This is a genomic window from Bradyrhizobium sp. 45 (genome assembly GCF_023073155.1).
Classification (GTDB): domain Bacteria; phylum Pseudomonadota; class Alphaproteobacteria; order Rhizobiales; family Xanthobacteraceae; genus Bradyrhizobium; species Bradyrhizobium canariense_D.
This window is the reverse complement of record NZ_JADPIX010000122.1, coordinates 1,125,147-1,141,649: the sequence shown is the minus strand read 5'-3', so window position 1 is coordinate 1,141,649 and position 16,503 is coordinate 1,125,147. Positions and strand designations below refer to the sequence as shown.

The 16,503-nt window shown below is 63.6% G+C and carries 18 protein-coding genes and 1 tRNA gene; 6 read left to right on the top strand and 13 right to left on the bottom strand.

The window, feature by feature from the left end; translation table 11 throughout:
• Positions 1 to 10 precede the first annotated feature (10 nt).
• Positions 11 to 271 (bottom strand): hypothetical protein, encoded by a 261-nt coding sequence (locus IVB42_RS25925; RefSeq protein ID WP_007595982.1) that lies wholly within the window; start codon positions 269 to 271, stop codon positions 11 to 13.
• A 121-nt stretch (positions 272 to 392) separates the two neighbouring features.
• Between IVB42_RS25925 and IVB42_RS25920 the strand changes: the two genes are divergently transcribed.
• Entirely contained in the window at positions 393 to 1,124 is a 732-nt protein-coding gene (locus IVB42_RS25920; protein ID WP_018453922.1) for a DUF3750 domain-containing protein, read from the top strand.
• A gap of 285 nt (positions 1,125 to 1,409) precedes the next feature.
• Here the strand turns inward: IVB42_RS25920 and IVB42_RS25915 are convergent, their stop codons facing one another.
• The 7 genes from IVB42_RS25915 to IVB42_RS25885 form a co-directional block, all read right to left on the bottom strand.
• Positions 1,410 to 1,697 (bottom strand): DUF2934 domain-containing protein, encoded by a 288-nt coding sequence (locus IVB42_RS25915; protein WP_085394208.1) that lies wholly within the window; start codon positions 1,695 to 1,697, stop codon positions 1,410 to 1,412.
• Positions 1,698 to 1,965: 268 nt separating this feature from the next.
• Entirely contained in the window at positions 1,966 to 2,127 is a 162-nt protein-coding gene (locus tag IVB42_RS25910; RefSeq protein WP_018453920.1) for a DUF2934 domain-containing protein, read from the bottom strand.
• A 335-nt stretch (positions 2,128 to 2,462) separates the two neighbouring features.
• Positions 2,463 to 3,119, bottom strand: a complete 657-nt coding sequence (locus tag IVB42_RS25905; RefSeq protein WP_247395350.1) for a hypothetical protein — start codon at positions 3,117 to 3,119, stop codon at positions 2,463 to 2,465.
• Positions 3,120 to 3,133: 14 nt separating this feature from the next.
• Positions 3,134 to 3,628: a type II 3-dehydroquinate dehydratase gene (locus IVB42_RS25900; RefSeq protein ID WP_026232626.1), complete on the bottom strand. Its 495-nt coding sequence runs from the start codon at positions 3,626 to 3,628 to the stop codon at positions 3,134 to 3,136.
• A 32-nt stretch (positions 3,629 to 3,660) separates the two neighbouring features.
• Positions 3,661 to 4,941 carry a TRAP transporter large permease subunit gene (locus tag IVB42_RS25895; protein WP_085383158.1) on the bottom strand — a complete coding sequence of 427 codons (1,281 nt, stop codon included), beginning with the start codon at positions 4,939 to 4,941 and terminating at the stop codon, positions 3,661 to 3,663.
• Positions 4,942 to 5,002: 61 nt separating this feature from the next.
• Positions 5,003 to 5,512 carry a TRAP transporter small permease gene (locus IVB42_RS25890; RefSeq protein ID WP_085393958.1) on the bottom strand — a complete coding sequence of 170 codons (510 nt, stop codon included), beginning with the start codon at positions 5,510 to 5,512 and terminating at the stop codon, positions 5,003 to 5,005.
• Between the two features lie 76 nt (positions 5,513 to 5,588).
• A complete protein-coding gene (locus IVB42_RS25885) occupies positions 5,589 to 6,605 on the bottom strand; it encodes a TRAP transporter substrate-binding protein (protein ID WP_018453915.1) in 1,017 nt (338 codons plus the stop codon).
• A 226-nt stretch (positions 6,606 to 6,831) separates the two neighbouring features.
• On the opposite strand from IVB42_RS25885, the gene IVB42_RS25880 reads away from it, so the two are divergent.
• The 4 genes from IVB42_RS25880 to IVB42_RS25865 all read left to right on the top strand — a co-directional run bounded on the left by IVB42_RS25880 (position 6,832) and on the right by IVB42_RS25865 (position 11,121).
• Entirely contained in the window at positions 6,832 to 7,491 is a 660-nt protein-coding gene (locus IVB42_RS25880; RefSeq protein WP_247471331.1) for an FCD domain-containing protein, read from the top strand.
• A gap of 58 nt (positions 7,492 to 7,549) precedes the next feature.
• Complete coding sequence (locus tag IVB42_RS25875; RefSeq protein ID WP_085393960.1) at positions 7,550 to 8,449, top strand: SMP-30/gluconolactonase/LRE family protein; 900 nt, start codon at positions 7,550 to 7,552, stop codon at positions 8,447 to 8,449.
• A 968-nt stretch (positions 8,450 to 9,417) separates the two neighbouring features.
• Complete coding sequence (locus IVB42_RS25870; protein ID WP_018453912.1) at positions 9,418 to 10,347, top strand: Ku protein; 930 nt, start codon at positions 9,418 to 9,420, stop codon at positions 10,345 to 10,347.
• Positions 10,348 to 10,392: 45 nt separating this feature from the next.
• Entirely contained in the window at positions 10,393 to 11,121 is a 729-nt protein-coding gene (locus tag IVB42_RS25865) for a DUF72 domain-containing protein (protein ID WP_085393961.1), read from the top strand.
• A gap of 104 nt (positions 11,122 to 11,225) precedes the next feature.
• Here the strand turns inward: IVB42_RS25865 and IVB42_RS25860 are convergent, their stop codons facing one another.
• The 5 genes from IVB42_RS25860 to mnmA all read right to left on the bottom strand — a co-directional run bounded on the left by IVB42_RS25860 (position 11,226) and on the right by mnmA (position 14,514).
• Positions 11,226 to 11,495, bottom strand: coding sequence for a hypothetical protein (locus IVB42_RS25860; RefSeq protein WP_018453910.1), 270 nt, complete (start codon positions 11,493 to 11,495; stop codon positions 11,226 to 11,228).
• Between the two features lie 334 nt (positions 11,496 to 11,829).
• Positions 11,830 to 11,906, bottom strand: a tRNA-Met gene (locus tag IVB42_RS25855).
• Between the two features lie 308 nt (positions 11,907 to 12,214).
• Complete coding sequence (locus IVB42_RS25850; RefSeq protein ID WP_063994841.1) at positions 12,215 to 12,571, bottom strand: hypothetical protein; 357 nt, start codon at positions 12,569 to 12,571, stop codon at positions 12,215 to 12,217.
• A gap of 44 nt (positions 12,572 to 12,615) precedes the next feature.
• Positions 12,616 to 13,254 (bottom strand): class I SAM-dependent methyltransferase, encoded by a 639-nt coding sequence (locus IVB42_RS25845; protein ID WP_018453892.1) that lies wholly within the window; start codon positions 13,252 to 13,254, stop codon positions 12,616 to 12,618.
• 78 nt (positions 13,255 to 13,332) lie between these two features.
• Complete coding sequence (mnmA, locus tag IVB42_RS25840; RefSeq protein ID WP_027570436.1) at positions 13,333 to 14,514, bottom strand: tRNA 2-thiouridine(34) synthase MnmA; 1,182 nt, start codon at positions 14,512 to 14,514, stop codon at positions 13,333 to 13,335.
• 347 nt (positions 14,515 to 14,861) lie between these two features.
• Here mnmA and IVB42_RS25835 point away from each other — a divergent pair, with 347 nt between their 5' ends.
• Positions 14,862 to 16,502: a flagellar hook-length control protein FliK gene (locus IVB42_RS25835; RefSeq protein WP_247294083.1), complete on the top strand. Its 1,641-nt coding sequence runs from the start codon at positions 14,862 to 14,864 to the stop codon at positions 16,500 to 16,502.
• Position 16,503: the final 1 nt, after the last annotated feature.

Here is a 16,503-nt window from a genome sequence, read left to right as displayed (position 1 = left end):
GGGCAGGCGGCTATTGCAGAACCTTCGGCAGCACGACGACCACGTCCACGCTCTGCGCGAGGATGTGCGTGGCGACCACAGCGAGCTGGTGCGAGAACTCGTCCTCGATCTCGGCCGCGCAGTCTTCGTCGCTGGCAATGGCAAACAGCAGATTGCCGTCGATTTCGTCGAACCGGATGCCGGCGAAGAGGCGATCGAAAATCTCGGCGCCCGCGATGTACGCGATTCGCGCTTGGATGGCCTGGTCCTCGACGAGCGACAACTTCCTCATGGACGCAACATATGGCCGCACCACCCGAATGCAAGAGCAGGAGAGCGCTGGCGCGGCGTGCCTTGCGAACTATATTGGTGGCATCGTCCCGCCTGATCGCCGTTTGCCCTTGAGGAAATCCTTGATTCTGTTCCTGCTGCTGATCTTCCTGCCGATCGGCGTGTCGGCCGGCCGCTATTATTTGCGCGGCGACGGCCGCGGCAATTGGCAGACGGCGGATCGCTCCAGCGCCGGCCTGCTGCCGCCCGCATCGGCCAATCCGGATGCGCTGATCCGAGTGTTCGCCGCGCGCACCGTGCGCTGGCGCAGTATTTTTGCCGTCCACACCTGGATCGTCGTCAAGGAGAAGGGCGCCACAACCTATAGCCGATACGACTACACGGCCTGGGGCGACCCTGTTCGCAGCAACGGCTTTCCGCCCGACGGCCGCTGGTTCGGAGCCCTCCCGGAAACGGTGGTCGCCGTCGATGGCGCGCGGGCCGAAGCGCTGATTCCGAAGATCCGTGCCGTCATCGAGAATTACAAGTTCCGCGCCTATGGCGACTACAGCGCCTGGCCGGGACCGAATTCCAACACCTTCGTGCAGGCGGCGCTGGATGCTGTTCCCGAGCTGCGTGCCGTGCTGCCGCCGACCGCTATCGGCAAGGACTTTCCCTACAGCGGACGCTGGGCCGGCATCACGGCGTCCGGCACCGGGCTCTACGCCTCGCTGTCGGGCTATCTCGGCATGACCATCGGCTGGGTCGAAGGGGTCGAGATCAATTTCCTCGGCGCGGTGCTCGGCCTCGACATCCGCCGCCCCGCGCTGAAGCTTCCAGGCATAGGCCGCCTCGGTGTCGCGGCCGGCGCATAGGCCAATGACGGGGCCGTCCCATCAAAGTCGGTGCCCTCCCAGGCTTCCCGACACATCGTCCTTCCAATGTGTGCTTCAGGTCACAGCAGAATCGAGCGCCGTCGCGTAGATTGATCCTGCATGGCCGCAAACAAGGTAACGGCGGTACGCATGAGGCTGGAGAGGCGACCAACAGCTACGAACTTTTGAAGCCGCCAGGGTGAAGAGCTCGGCGGCTTTTTCTCTGTCCAGGAACGCGCGGCCGAGCTTGTTCGCTGCCGATGTGGCTACCGGCAGCGCCAGCTACTATCGTTTGTCTGAGGAGTCCGAAAGCTTCCGCTGATCGCGCTCTTCTTCGATCTGCCGTTCCGCTTCGACCCAGAACTCCACATCGCGATCGGCCGGGCGACCGGCCTGCTCCCAGAGCTCGTACGCGCGCGCTCGTACCTTGCCGCGCCGCATCATGCGAAGGAGCTTTTGCTTCAGCTCCTCGGCGAAACTCCTGAATCGCTGGACGGTGGTTTCGTCTTTAACGAGCGCAGCCGCTCGCGTTGCGAGTTCGATCTGGTGCTCTATCTTTTGCTGCTCATCCACCGCAAACCCCGCCGTAGCCACCGGCCTGCGTCGCAGCCCGTGCTGCTCACAACCTCAATTCCTGCTGGAAGGCTTCTGTTCCGCCTTCAATGCCAGGTCGTGTCAGCTTCGACGATCACCACTCTTGTTTCGGGATCTTCCGTCGTGTTGCAGGTGCAGGGCATGCCCTCACCACAGCGGCAGCCGCCCAATTCCTCGCTCCAGGCGCGGAGCGGATGGTTTACGCAGACCCATCCCAGACCGTGGCAGAATGGGCAGCCCTTGTTGGTCACAGCGTATCCGGCGTCCGCATCGGGTTCGACTTGTCCTCGTTGCGCAACTCCTGCTCGGCCGCGTGCCAGAACTCGTCCTCGCGGCCTTCCGGCTTGCCCGCCTGTTCCCACAAGCGGTGCGCGCGTTCTCTGATGTCGTGATCGGTCGGCTCCGGCATTGCATCTCCTGCGAAGAGACACGGCCCCACCCTGGGGGGTATGGGGGCTTGGAGGCGGGGCCGTGCAGGCCAGCAAATCGGCGGCGACGCTGGCCCGCTGAGTCAAGCCTCGATGGTGCGCAAGAGTTCCTAGCCCGGAGCGGCGAACACGCGAGCTCGAACGAAGCCCGCTCTCGCCGCCTTTACAGGCCTCGGGATGGAGCGGTGCACTCCTGACGCGGAGCGTTCCTCAGGTATCGGGATGCCACGTCAGCCAGCAATCCAGACGAATCTGACGTCGGGCAGCAGGCGGCGCAAGCTCGAGCAAGTCACCGCGGCGAGCGAGAACGTTGTCATCAGCCGAAATCTGCGATACGGGCCTCGAGCGCAAACATGCTTTGATAAACTTCCGGCTCGCTCGCCCCGGCCATGACGTCGGGGGCAATTTCCGCGGCTTTCCGCAAGGCGCCCTGCAACGACGCGACGTCGAGCGCCTCGATCAGCAAAAGCCCGGCAAAAAAGCCCTCGTTCTTCCGCATGCCCTTCTCGGTCGTCCGCACCGATGTCCGCGCCTCGTCGGTCGCGCCGATCTGCACCGCGGCAACCCCGTCGCACGCAACGAGCGCCTGAGCCAGACCCTGGGGATCCTTCGGCAACGTCTCGATCCGCAGCGGCACGATCGATGCGCCCTCGCCCCGCCCTCCCCGCGCAATCATGACGCCGCCGCCCCGCATGAAATTGCCAAGCTTCGGCATGATGCGCCGGGACCACGGCGTCGGTGCGTTGAGGCGCGCCAGATAAGCCTCGCCGTCGAGGACCTCCGGCGTCCCCAGCTCGTACAGAATGAAGAAGCGGTTGATGTCGTCCCTTGCCGCGCGGAAGACACGCGATGCCAGGAAGCCCTTCGTCGTCACGCGCTCGGTCGTGTGCTCACGCGTCAGCCAGTGCCGGTAGTCGGTCAGGTCGAGAGCCTCGACGTCGCTCCAGATGGCGAGAAATCCCGTGCCGCGCATCCCGCCCTCCATGCCTACGCCTTGCCGCCGGCCGCAAGCCCGTGCAGAGCTGGCGCGATGGTCGCAGGCAATTGCCCTAGCCGTTGGACCGCCGCGAGCATCGCGGCGAGATAACCATAGGGACCCAGGCCGCAAATGACTGCCGTGGAGGCGCTCGACGTGATCGAGTGGCGGTGCAGCTCGTCCCGCGCGTGGATGTTCGAGATATGCACCTCGATCTTTACACCCTCGAAAATCTTCAGCGCATCGATCAGCGCGATCGAGGTGAATGAATAGGCCGCGGGGTTCATGATGATGGCGTCCGCGTTGCCATGGGCGGACTGGATCAGGCTGACGAGTTCGCCCTCCATGTTCGATTGATGGAACGACATCGAAACCCCGAGCTGGTCGGCCAGCGCCTTGCAGCTCGCCTCGATCTCCCCGAGCGTCGTCGAGCCGTAGATGTGGGGCTCGCGGATGCCGAGGAAATTGAGATTGGGTCCGTTGAGGATCATGATCCTTGCGGCCATTTTGGCTTGTCCTTCTTTTGTTGCCGACGCGTCTAGCCGCTGAACCACTTGGCCGGGATCGTCACCAGCCCCGGGAATAGCACCATCGCGAACAGGACGATCAGTTGCGCAATCAAGAAGGGCCAGACGCCCTTGATGATGTCCTCCATGCTGATCCTGGAGACGCCGCAAACCACGTTCAGCACGATACCGACCGGTGGCGTGATGAGGCCGATCGCATTATTGATGATGAAGAGGACACCAAAGTAGACGGGATCGATGCCCGCCGCCTTGACGATCGGCATCAGGATCGGCGTGAGGATGAGGATGGTCGGCGTCATGTCGAGAGCCGTCCCCACGATCACCACCACGACCATGATCGCCAGCATCAGGAGCGTGTTGTTGCCCATGAAAGGCTTGAGCAGGGTGACGATCTGTGCCGAAATCTCGGACACGGTGATGAGCCAGGACGACACCAGCGCGGCTGCCACGAGAAACATGACGATGCTCGTCGTCAAGGCCGAGGAGACGAACACCTCGTAAAGCTGCGACAGCTTCAATTCCCGATAGATGCAGGTCGCAACGAACAGCGAATAGACGGCGACGACCACTGCGGCTTCCGTCGGCGTGAAGATGCCGAAACGCAGGCCGACCACGATGATGACCGGCAGCATCAACGCCCAGAAGCCGTCGACCACCGCTTTCACCATTTCCGAGAGCGATGCTCTTGGCGGGGGCGTCAGGTTCTCCTGGCGGACCACCCACCACCAGGCCAGGCAGAGCCCCGCCCCGAGCAACAGCCCGGGGACGATCCCGGCCAGAAACAGTTTCGAGATCGACACGCCCGCGGCGACACCGAAAATGACGAATCCGATGCTGGGCGGAATCACGGGCGCGATGATGCCGCCGGCCGCGACCAGACCCGCCGCATAGGATTTCTTGTGGCCCGCCGCCACCATCATCGGCACCAGCAGGGCAGCCAGTGCCGCGGCATCGGCTGCCGCGGAGCCCGAGAGCGACGCAAGGATGCAGGACGCGAGGATCGTGACGTAACCAAGGCCGCCGCGAAAATGGCCGACCGCGACGAGCGCAACGTTGACGATTCGCTTGGCCAAACCACCCTTGTTCATGACCTCGCCGGCGAGCATGAAGAAGGGAATGGCCATGAGCGGAAAGCTGTCCGCGCCGTTGATGACGTTCTGCGCCACGATCTGCGCGTCGAACATGTCGATCGTGCTCATCAGGGCCACGCCGCAGACGATCAGCGCAAAGGCGATCGGCATGCCCAGCGCCATGGCGCCGAGCAGCGAGAGGGTGAAGACGGCAATCGTCATGGCATGATCCCGGTGATTTTCAGGATGTGAGCGCCGGGCGGCACGATACGAGGAGACAGCATCAGTGCTCCTCCGATTCCCTGACGGCTACCATGTCGGCTTCGCTGGCCTGTCCGGAAATGACGCGGAACAGGTCGTAGAGAAGGATCACTCCGGCCGAAACGCCGAAGATCACGCCGACGCCATAGAAGATGCCGAGCGAGAGGCCGGTCGCCGGCGCGCGGTCGTCGATATTGATGATCGTCTGCCGCCAACTTCCCGAGAGCAGAAGCCAGTCGGCGAACAGCATCAGGACGTAGCTGACGATGAAGCAGATGCGTTTGCCGTAAGCCGGCAGCATCCGCACAAGGCTATCGACGCCGAGATGGGCGTGCTCACGCATTGCCACGACCGCACCGAGGAAAGTCAGCCAGACCAGGAGCCAGCGCGACAGCTCCTCGGAAATCGCAATACCGGAGTTGAAGCCGTAGCGCAGGACAACGTTGCCGAAAACCAGCACCACCATCACCGCAAGAAATGCGGCGATGATGCCCTTCAGCAGGGTGCAATAGAGGTCGAGAATTCGCGCCATGCGTGCCGTCCGGGCAAAGTCGGGTTCAGAGCCGGCCCACTGGCCGGCTCTGCCTCTTGCATGCTGACGAGGTCGACTATTTCACGTCCTTGCGGATGCGATCGAGCTCGTCGTTGAACAGCTTGACCGCCTCCGGCTTGAGATTGGCGGCAATCTTGTCGACGACCGGCTGCGCCGTCTTGCGCATCCGATCGAGCTCTTCCGGCGCGACGGTGTTGTACTGCATGCCCTTCGCCTGCAATTCAGAGAGGGCTTTTTCAGTCTGAAGGCGGGTCTGCTCCTTTTGATAGCCTCGGCTTTCCTCGTACGCCTCGCGCATCAGGCGCTGCTCGGTCGGCGAGAGCTTGTCCCAAAACGCCTTGCTCACGAGGATGATGTTCAGGGTGAAGGTGTGATTGGTGGCGGAAACGTATTTTTGCACTTCGTAGAACTTGTTGGAGAGAATGACCGTGAAGGGGTTCTCCTCGCCGTCGACTGTGCGGGTCTCCAGCGCCGAATAGAGTTCGCCGAAGGCCATCGGAACGGGATTGGCCTTGAAGGATCCGAAGGTCTCGAGATAGACCGGGTTCGGAATGACGCGGAGCTTGAGGCCGTTGAAATCCTCGACCTTGGTGATCGGCCGCGTGCTGTTGGTGACGTTGCGGAAGCCGAGGCCCCAATAGCCCAGACCGATCAATCCCTTCGACGGCAACGTATCGAGCATCGACGTGCCGAATTTTCCGGTGCCGAGAGCATCCGCCTGCTCGATGGTCTTCACGATGAATGGAAAGTCGATGAGGCCGAACTCCGGCACGACGGTTGCGAGCGACGTCGTCGAGGCCGACAGCATTTCCTGCGTGCCGCCGCGTAGCGCGGATTGCTGCTGCAGCTCGTTGCCGAGCTGCGAGGCCGCGAACTCACGAATCTTCATCTTGCCCCCGCTCTTCGCCAGCAGGATCTCCGCAAATTTCTGCACCCCCGCGCTGACGGGGTGATCGGTGTTGTTCAGGTGTCCCCACCTGATCGTGCGCTCCTGAATGTCCTCAGCGGATGCACCGACCGTCAGCGCCACGCAGATCGCCGTCGCAGACAGCGCCCGTACCAACAAGCTCATTTTGACCTCCCTGTTCGATCGGGGCACGACGGCGGCTTCAGCCATTCTTTTCTGCACCCTCAGGTCAATCAAAAAACATAACTACATTTTTTGGTCAAATGATAAATCGCAATTCATCTGATATTTTTGATTACGTCTGTTGGTAGGCGTCTGCTATATTGCTGGTAACAGTGATGGTTCGGCCGCCCACCACGGGCGTTGCGCGCATATTGCGGGATCGGAGAGCATGACGTCACTCGAGGGGCGCCCTTTGTCGGCGGGCGACAGCGGTTATCAGCGGATTCGATCCGACATCATTTTCGGCGTGCTGACGCCGTCCGGACGTCTCAAGCTCGACGCCATGAAGGAGGACTACGGCGTCAGCATCTCCACGCTGCGCGAGATCCTCAATCGGCTGACCTCGGAGGGATTCGTGGTCGCGGAGGGCCAGCGCGGCTTCGAGGTGGCGCCGATATCCATCCAGAACCTGCGTGAACTCGCCGGCCTGCGCATCCTGCTGGAGCAGCATGCAATGGCCGAGTCGTTTCGTGCCGGCGACGTCGAGTGGGAGGGCCGCGTGGTGTCCGCGCATCACAAGCTGGCGGCCACCGAACGCACCGTCCTCAAGGAGGGGGACGATCCCGAGCTGCGCAAACGCTACGACGGCGAATTCCACCAGGCTCTCATCTCGAATTGCGGTTCGCGCGAGCTGATGCAGACCCACGCGATCGTGTTCGACAAATATTTCCGCTATGCGCTGCGCTACCGCGGCGCAGAGACGATCAACCAGCACAAGGCGCTGCTCGAATGCGCCCTCAAGCGCGACATCAAAAGCGCCAAAACCGTGCTCACCGATCACATCAACGGGTGCGTCGGGCACGCCCTCGCCTCCTGGAACGAGGATTGATCGTCCGCGGCCTGACGTCGTTCGGAGACAGCGCTCGTCGCTGCAATCGGATTTCGGGATGACTCCTGACATGATTCCCGCATATCGGGTCGAGACCGCGGTCGCCGCAGGCGACATCCTCGGCGAGACGCCATTGTGGTGCGACCGCTCCCGCAAGCTGTGGTGGGTCGACATCGACCGGCGGCTGCATCAATCCTTCGATCCGGCGACCGGCGCGCATCAGGTTGTTCCGTACGCGTGCAACTTCCTCGGCAGTCAGGCCTTGACGGCAGATGGCTCCCACCTGCTCGCGCAGGATCTGGGGCTTTATCGCCGCGCGTCCGATGACGATCCTCCAGGTCAGCTCTGCGAGGTCGAAAGCGGCCCCGACAATCGCCTGAACGACGGGCGCGTCGACGCGCGGGGCCGGCTATGGATCGGCACCATGGACAACCAGCTGCATCGGCCGAACGGAGCGCTGTATCGGGTGGAGGCGGACGGCCGGACGGTGCGCATGTTCGGCGACGTCATCGTGACGAACGGAATTGCGTTCTCACCCGACAATCGCACGCTCTATTTCACGGATACGAGGCGATACCGCACCTGGCAATTCGACTTCGATCTCGATAACGGCGTGATTAGCAACAGACGGTTGTTCGCGGATTACAGCGCCTCCGGCGAGAGGCCCGACGGCGCGTGCATCGACATTGCGGGCGGACTGTGGACCGCATTCTTCTCCGGCGGCCGGGTGGTGCGTTATCGGCCGGACGGCCGGATCGATACCGTCATTCGGGTGCCGGCGACCAATCCGACCTGCGTATGCTTCGGCGGAGCCGATCTGAAGACCCTGTTCGTGACGACGGCGAGAAAGTTTCTTGATCGCGAGCAACTGGGCCGCGAACCCCAGGCGGGTCATGTTCTGGCCATCGATGGCATCGCACAGGGACTTCCAGAACACCGCTTCGGCAATTCATCCTGAGCGCCTGCCACCGAGACGTCGCGGCACATGACGCGACCAGGCATTCAAACAGCGGACATGATTTCTCGTTCTCGCGGCGCGTTTCGCCCGAGCTTTGCTTCGTCACTCCGCCCTCATATCCAAGAGGGCGCAGGGAAGGCCGGGTGCCGGCTGGCACCCGCGGTCCGCTGCGCGAAAAGCACACGCAGGAAAACCGCACAGCAGCATACAGGTGTAGCCAATCACTCGGCCTTCCCTGCGCGACGGTTGGACGGCTTATGCCGTGCTCTCCCGGGAGCCGAGTTCTCTTTGGCCTCCCTCGCCTCGCGAATTTGGATGATGCTGTCTGCCCGGTTGGGCTCGCACACACCTCCGCGAAAGCTTGACCGTAGCAACGACGGCCAGGACCACACGGTTTTGCCGTACGCACGGCCCGCCATTTCGCCGCAGTTTTTCCAGCCCTGTCGACGAAGCCGAAAACTTACAGGCGAGACGAAGCCTAGCAGCGCCGCTCGTCCGCACGCGGTTGCGGGCTCACAGGGTCTACCCGCCCTGCCCGCACCATCTCGTACCGACGCTGCCGCGTCCATCGCAAGCCCGGCTCGCAATCAAGACGACAACGAGATCGCCCCTCAAGGATGAGCCGGGATGAGCGACACATACGCCGTTTCCGAATTTCGGTAAAGTGGAATATTTTTGCGGAGAGGGATTGACGGGAGAAGGGTGTGTTGCCCGACGGGCTGGGTTGCCGCTTCCCTAGAGCAAGGGATTGGCCGTTTTCCACAGAGGTCTAATCACCGCGGAGTGCCAGGGATTGCGTCACCGATACACGTTCTTATTTTGTTCGTTGGGTTAAGACTGCCCGCCATCTATTCCGGGCGCTTGACCGGGATCTGGCATCAATTTGCGGTGGACACCTGCGGGCGGTGTCGGAACTGTGTCGCGCCGTTCGTCTTGAGTCCAAGTCCCCTTATGGAGTTTTGCGTACCATGGCCCCCCGCGCGAACTGGAAAGGCTTTTTGCGTCTCTCGTTGGTCACCTGTCCCGTGGCGCTCTACCCAGCTACGTCGGAGAGCGAGAAGATCTCCTTCAACCAGCTCAACCGTCAGACCGGTCATCGGATCAAGTACCTGAAAGTCGACGCCGACACCGGCGACGAGGTGCCCAACGAGGACATCGTTAAGGGCTACCAGCTCGAGAAGGACCAGTTCATCGAGGTGACCAAGGAGGAGCTTGAGGAGATCGCGCTGGAATCCACGCGGACCATCGAGATCGATGAGTTCGTAGACAAGGCCGAGATCGATCCGCGCTACCTAATTCGCCCCTACTACATCCGTCCGGACGGAAAAGTCGGCCACGACGCCTTCGCGGTCATCCGCGAGACCATCCGCGAGATGAACAAGGTTGCGATCGGGCGCGTGGTGCTCACCAACCGAGAGCACATCATTGCGCTCGAGCCGATGGACAAGGGTCTGGTCGGCACCTTGCTGCGGTATCCCTACGAGGTTCGTAGCGAGCAGGAATACTTCGACGAGATCCAGGACGTCAAAGTGACGAAGGACATGCTCGATCTGGCCAGGCACATCGTGAACCAGAAGGCGGGATCATTCGAGCCGGAGAAGTTCGAGGACCATTATGAAAGCGCGCTGATCGAGCTCATCAACCAGAAGCGCACCGGCAAGCCGATCGTGCCGAAGGATCGGCCGAAAGGCGAGAACGTCGTCGATCTGATGGACGCGCTACGCAAGAGCGTCGGCGGGGCGGCAGCAAAGACCGAGGCTCCGAAAAAGCCTGCCAAGAAGACGAAGAAGGCTGCCGCGGCTCAGAAGGAGATGCTGATGCCGATCGCCGGTAAGAAGCTGGCTAAGGAAGCGGCGGCGAAGAAGCCGACAGCAGGGACGCGGCGGAAGTCGGCGTGAGATTGTGAAACATCCGGTGATACCCGATGGCAGTTTCGGACTGACATGGAAGAGGCCGCGCATGTCAAGGCTGAGCTGCGGCTCGGCACAGCGGGATGGAATGTTCCGCGAGTCTGCAAGGAAAGAGTTGGCGGGGTAGGTAGCCAGCTTGAACGCTACGCGCGGGTGTTGAACGCCACCGAGATCAACTCATCATTTCATAAGCCGCACCGGCGTTCGACCTATGAGAAATGGGCGAACGCGACGCCAGATGATTTCCGCTTTTCGGTAAAGGTGCCGAAGTCTGTTACTCACTCGTCACAGCTTGCGCAGGGTGAACTCGATCGGTTCATCGAAGAGAGCGCCGGACTTGGTGCGAAGCTCGGGGTTTTGCTCGTTCAGTTTGCGCCTCGCAAAATGTTCGTTGAGTCCGATGCGGAGTTCCTGTTCCGCGCGCTGCAGGAAAAGACCTCAGCCGCTCTCGCGTGCGAGCCGCGTCACGTCAGCTGGTTTACGCCCGAGGTCGGCGCCTGGCTCGGGGAACGTCGGATTGCCCGTGTCGCCGCGGATCCGGCGCGGGGGCCCGATGCCGACCTGCCGGGCGGGTGGCCTAGTCTGCGCTATTTTCGATTGCATGGAGCGCCGCGCATTTACTACTCCGCGTACGACGGGGCGTTCCTGCGATCGCTGAAGCTGCGGCTCGGTGCTGCGTCGTCATCTAGTGAGACCTGGTGCATCTTCGACAACACCGCAGCCGGCGCAGCGATCGAGAACGCACTAGACTTGCTCGCTTGAAGGGCCTTTTGGCAATAGTCCGCTGATATCCCTTACGTCGTCCAAGTTTGCCAAAGGCGTTTGAGGCTCGCACGCCATTCGAGCGGCGCGACAGCGCAGGGGACTTAATCGGGACGTGGCGGGCACTCCGGGCACGTATCGCCGATCGAATGCAAAACCTCGCGCACTTGCCCGACGGCCTGATCCGGAGATAAGCCCTCGGGTGGCTCCTGCCTGGCTATATCCAATGCGTGCTCGCGTGCATGCGGGTCGGCCCGGTCCTTCGCCCAGCCGTGCTCCTCGCATTCGTGGATGGCGCCCGCCTCCTGCAGCACGCTGAGCGCCCAGCCGCGCAGCGTTCGGATCGCCGGCCGTCTTTCCTTCGTCATCAGCATCGAGCTTGCTCCTGCCCGGACGAATCCTTTGGCCCGTCTTCTCGTTCCGAGCGGTTAGCACGCAGCAGGGATTCGCAATCGGCAGAGCTGAGGTTTGTCCCCGTGTTCCGCGGCTCTGGCACAATCGCGTCGGCTGCAGCACGGCTCAGCCGTAGGGTTCTGCCCGCTGAGAAGCGGCCACGCTTCGACTCCGGGCGCTAAACCGCTAAATGTACCCCGCCGTCTTCCCCTCCGCAGCGCGTAGCTTCATGCTCGCCAGCTTGCGAATTGGTGGGACTAATGTGGTACCAAGAGAGTCCGAGGATCGCAGGTTAGCAGGAAGTGCCTGATTTTTTGGTAGCGGGAGAGGGACTCGAACCCCCGACCCCAGGATTATGATTCCCGTGCTCTAACCAGCTGAGCTACCCCGCCACAGGGTCGCGAGGGCCGAAACAAGCCGACCTCGCGAACGCGCGGCATATAAGGAAGGGGGCGGCGGGCTGTCAATCCGAGTTTGGCAAAGCTTCCACCTTCGCCAAGGCTTCCGCCTTCGCTAAAGCTTCGGCGGGACATGTCGGCGGGGGATTTGGGCCTTTTGGCGCTGAATCCGTCATGGCCGGGCTGGTCCCGGCCATCCCGGCCGGCCACAAGAACGTGGATGCCCGGGACGAGCCCGGGCATGACGACGAGATTGGGATGCGGAACAGGCTCCGCCTACGCCAAGGCTTCGGCGCGACGAGCTATTTCGGCCGCACCGTCGGGTCGCCGCCGGGGCTGCCGGGGGGCGGGATGACGGGCATGGCGCCGTTCGTGCTGGGCGCCGGGGCGTGCATCTCGGGATCGACGCCGGAGGGCGGGCAGAGCACGCCGTCCGATTTTGCCAATTTGTCGCCGAGCGGTTCCCGGGACTGGCCGGTGGTGGTGCCGTCGGCCGAGCGGTTCGGGCGGTCCTGCGGCGTGCAATTGGTCGCATGCTGCGGGGATGGCGGCGCGGTCGCTTGCGGCGGCGTTGCCGGGGCGGGCGGAGCCTGCGCGATCGCGCTGCCGGAGGCGGCGATCAGGAGGCTGGCCAGAATGATGTTTGATGTCGTGCGCATGGGAGGGAAACGCGCGGGTCAGCCCGCGTGTTCCGCACCCCCGATCACGATTTGAGGTAGCGGATCAGCGAAAAGTGGCCCATCGGCGGCATCGGGCGGCGCTCGGCCAGCGTAACGCCGCCGTGTTTTGCGGCCCAGTCGACCAGGCGCTGCCATGGAAATTCCGGGCGCCAGCCGAGGCGGCGGGCGAGCGGCGCAAACGCGAGCTCGGAGAGTTTGCGCAAACCTTTTTCGGCCCCGATGTGGTTGACCAGGATCAGCTCGCCGCCGGGCTTCAAGACGCGCATGAACTCGTCGAGCGTGCCTTCGGGATCGGGCACCGCGGTGATGACGTATTGTGCGACCACCGCGTCGAAGAAGTTTTCGGGGAAGGCGAGGTTCTTCGCGTCCATCACCGAGAGTACTTCGACATTGCTCAAGCGCATCGCGCGCACGCGCGATTGCGCCTTGCGCAGCATCGGCTCGGAGATGTCGACCCCGCAAATCTTCGTGGTGCGCGCATAGTCGGAGAGCGACAGCCCGGTGCCGACGCCGACGTCGAGGATGCGGCCGCCGATGCGATCGGCCTCGGCGATGGTCGACTGCCGGCCGGCGTCGAACACCTTGCCGAACACGAGATCATAGACCGGCGCCCAGCGGCCATAGGCCTTCTCGACCCCGGCCCGCGAGATGTCTGCTGCCATGCCCCCTGCCCTGCCTAGATTCTTATTTTGCGCATGATCTGTTCGGAAAACCGCTGCACACTTTTCCGGATCATGCGCTTAGCCGCGGACCGCTTCTGCGAGCGGCCTCGTCGTGCTGCTTGCGGCCTTCGCGGCGGCGCTTTGAATGAAGCCGCCGCCGAGCACGCGGGCCTGGCCGCCAGGTGCGTCGTAGAACACGCAGGCCTGTCCCGGCGAAACGCCCTCTTCGCCGGCGACGAGCTCGACCTCGTAATGGCCGTTCGCGCCGCGCAGCCACGCCGGCTGGGGCGCGCGGGTCGAGCGCACGCGCACGAACATTTCGAGGCCATTGCCGATGGCGCGGTCGATGTCGCCATCGCCGATCCAGTTGACGTCGCGCAACACGATGCGGTGCATCTTCAGCGCCTCGCGCGGGCCGACGACGACGCGGCGGTTGGCGGCCTCCAGCCGCACCACGAACAGCGGCGCGGCGGCTGCGATGCCGAGGCCGCGGCGCTGGCCGATGGTGAAATTGGCGATGCCGTTGTGCCGGCCGAGCACGCGGCCGTCGAGATCGACGATGTCGCCGGGGTCCATCGCGTTCGGCCGCAGGCGGGTGATGATGTCGGTGTAGCGCCCGGTCGGCACGAAGCAGATGTCCTGGCTGTCGTGCTTGTCGGCGACGGCAAGACCGAAGCGCCGCGCCAGCTCGCGCGTCTCGGGCTTGGTCATGTCGCCGAGCGGAAAGCGCAGATAATCGAGCTGCTCCTGCGTGGTCGCGAACAGGAAGTAGCTCTGGTCGCGATCGGCGTCGGCGGCACACACCAGCGCGCGCGAGCCGTCGGCGCGGCGGCGCGAGGCGACGTAATGACCGGTGGCGAGCGCGGTGGCGCCGAGTTCGCGCGCGGTCTTCAAGAGGTCGCGGAACTTGACCGAGCGGTTGCACTCGATGCACGGCACCGGCGTCTCGCCGAGCGCGTAGCTGTCGGCGAAATTGTCGATGACGGATTCGCGAAAGCGGTCCTCGTAGTCGAGCACGTAATGGGGAATGCCGAGCTTGGCCGCGACGTCGCGGGCGTCATGAATGTCCTGGCCGGCGCAGCAGGCGCCCTTGCGATGGGTCGCCGCGCCATGGTCGTAGAGCTGCAGCGTGATGCCGACAACGTCGTAGCCTTCCGCCTTCAAAAGCGCAGCCGTCGTTGATGAATCGACGCCGCCTGACATGGCAACGACGACCCTGGTATCCTCAGGACGGCCTTCGAGATCCAGACTGTTGAGCATGGGCCTTAAAGCGTTGTGGACGGCGGTGTTGGGCGATCCGCTGGGTGCTTCCGGCGGGACAAAGGCAATCCCCGGGAACCGAGAGTTCCCGAAGGGCGCGGCCTGCCCGGTCGAAAGCGGTTGAGAGCTGTCTCTTTAATATAGGCGGCCTTCCGGTGAAGCAATCACGGACCCCCCAAGGTTTACGGCAATTCTTGCCGGGGAGGCAGAAATGGCGGGGCTTCGGAGGCCCCGCAGCGGCGAGGTCAAGTTATCAAGCCATTGATTTAACTGCGTAAAATGCTTTTCGCAGAGGTGGCCCGCTCCTTGCTACCTCTCATGGCGAAGATGTTTCCAAGGGGTTGCCTGTGGTCGGTCGTACGTCAGATGTCGTGGCAAGCGTGCAAGTCCCAAGCGCGCAGCAAAAGCTTGCCCGGTCGCAAGCGCCGAAAGACACGTCCAACGACTCCTTTGGCTCGCTGGTGGACAGCAACACCCAGGCGATCAGCGATAGCGCGGCGTCCTCCGTGCAGGACTCCCCGCGCCGACCCGATTCATCGTCCTCCGCCTCGGACAAGAGCCCGCGCGATCGCTCGGCGACCGACCAGTCCTCGCAGAGCAAGGCCAGCGACGACGCCGACAATTCCGCGCCCGCCAAAAACGACATCAAGAACGACGCCAAGAGCGACGCCAAGAACGACTCGACGGCTGATGCGGCCAAGGCTGATAGCAAGTCCAAGGACAAGCCGGAGGCGTCCGACGCCAAATCGGCCGACAAATCTGCGGACAAGTCCGACGAGACCAATGCGGACAAGGCCGGCGGCATCGATGGCCTCGCCGCCGTCGATACCGCCGCCGCCGCGCAAGTCGACGCGACGCAGGCCGCCGTACCCGATCCGAATGCACTCGTGGTCGCCGTGCCGGTCGATTCCAACGCGGCTGCAAACCAAGTCGCCGGCGCCGCCGCCTCGCCGCTGACGATTGCCGCCGCCGGCATCGCCGCCAGCGCATCCATCGCAGCGCAGATCGCCGGCACCAAGACCGATACCGCGACGCCGGGCGACAAGAGCGCCAAGACCGCAAGCGCCAAGGTCGATGCCGACACCTCGGCGGTGCTGGCCGATGCCGCGACCGGGACCACCGATTCGACCGCGGCCGATGCCAAGACCAATGGCGGCCTGATCGCCGCCGTCGACCAGGGCACGCCAAAAACCTCGTTCAAGGCCGCAGTCACTGCGCAAGGCGCCAGCGACGTCTCCAATATCGGCCAGGACACCGGCAAGGCCAACGCCGCGCAGACCTCGGCGACGGCAGCGTCCGCCAACGCGGCGCATCCGCACGCCGACAAGCCGCCGATCGACGCGAACGCGACCGACGCCAAGGCTGGGACTTCCGACCGCACCGCCGATGCGGCACCGGCGACGGCAGCACCGCATGCCCATGCGGGCACGCAGGCCGCTGTCTCCACCACCGACACCGGCGCGCAGGCGGCCTCGGCCGTGCAGGCGTCGCTGACCAATACGACTTCGGCCGCGACCGCATCGACCGCGACGCTCACGGCGACCGCAGCCACCAATACGGCCATTCCGATCACAGGCGTGCCGATCGAAATTGCCGCCGCCGCACGCGCGGGCAAGACCCGGTTCGACATCAGCCTCGATCCGCTCGACCTCGGCCGCATCGACGTCCGCATCAATGTCGACCGCAACGGACAGGTCACCTCGCATCTCACCGTCGAGAAGCCGGAGACGCTGCAGATGCTGCGGCAGGACGCGCCGCAATTGCAGCGCGCGCTCGACGATGCCGGCCTGAAGACCGGCAGCAACGGGCTGTCCTTCAGTCTGCGCGACCAGAATTCATCGGGCCAGAACTCCGGCCAGAACAACGACAATGGCGGCAATGCCCGCCGGCTGATCGTCAGCGACGAGGACGCAGTTCCCGCGGCCCCGGTCGGGCGCAGCTACGGCCGCATGCTCGGATCGAGCAGCGGCGTCGACATCAGAGTGTGAG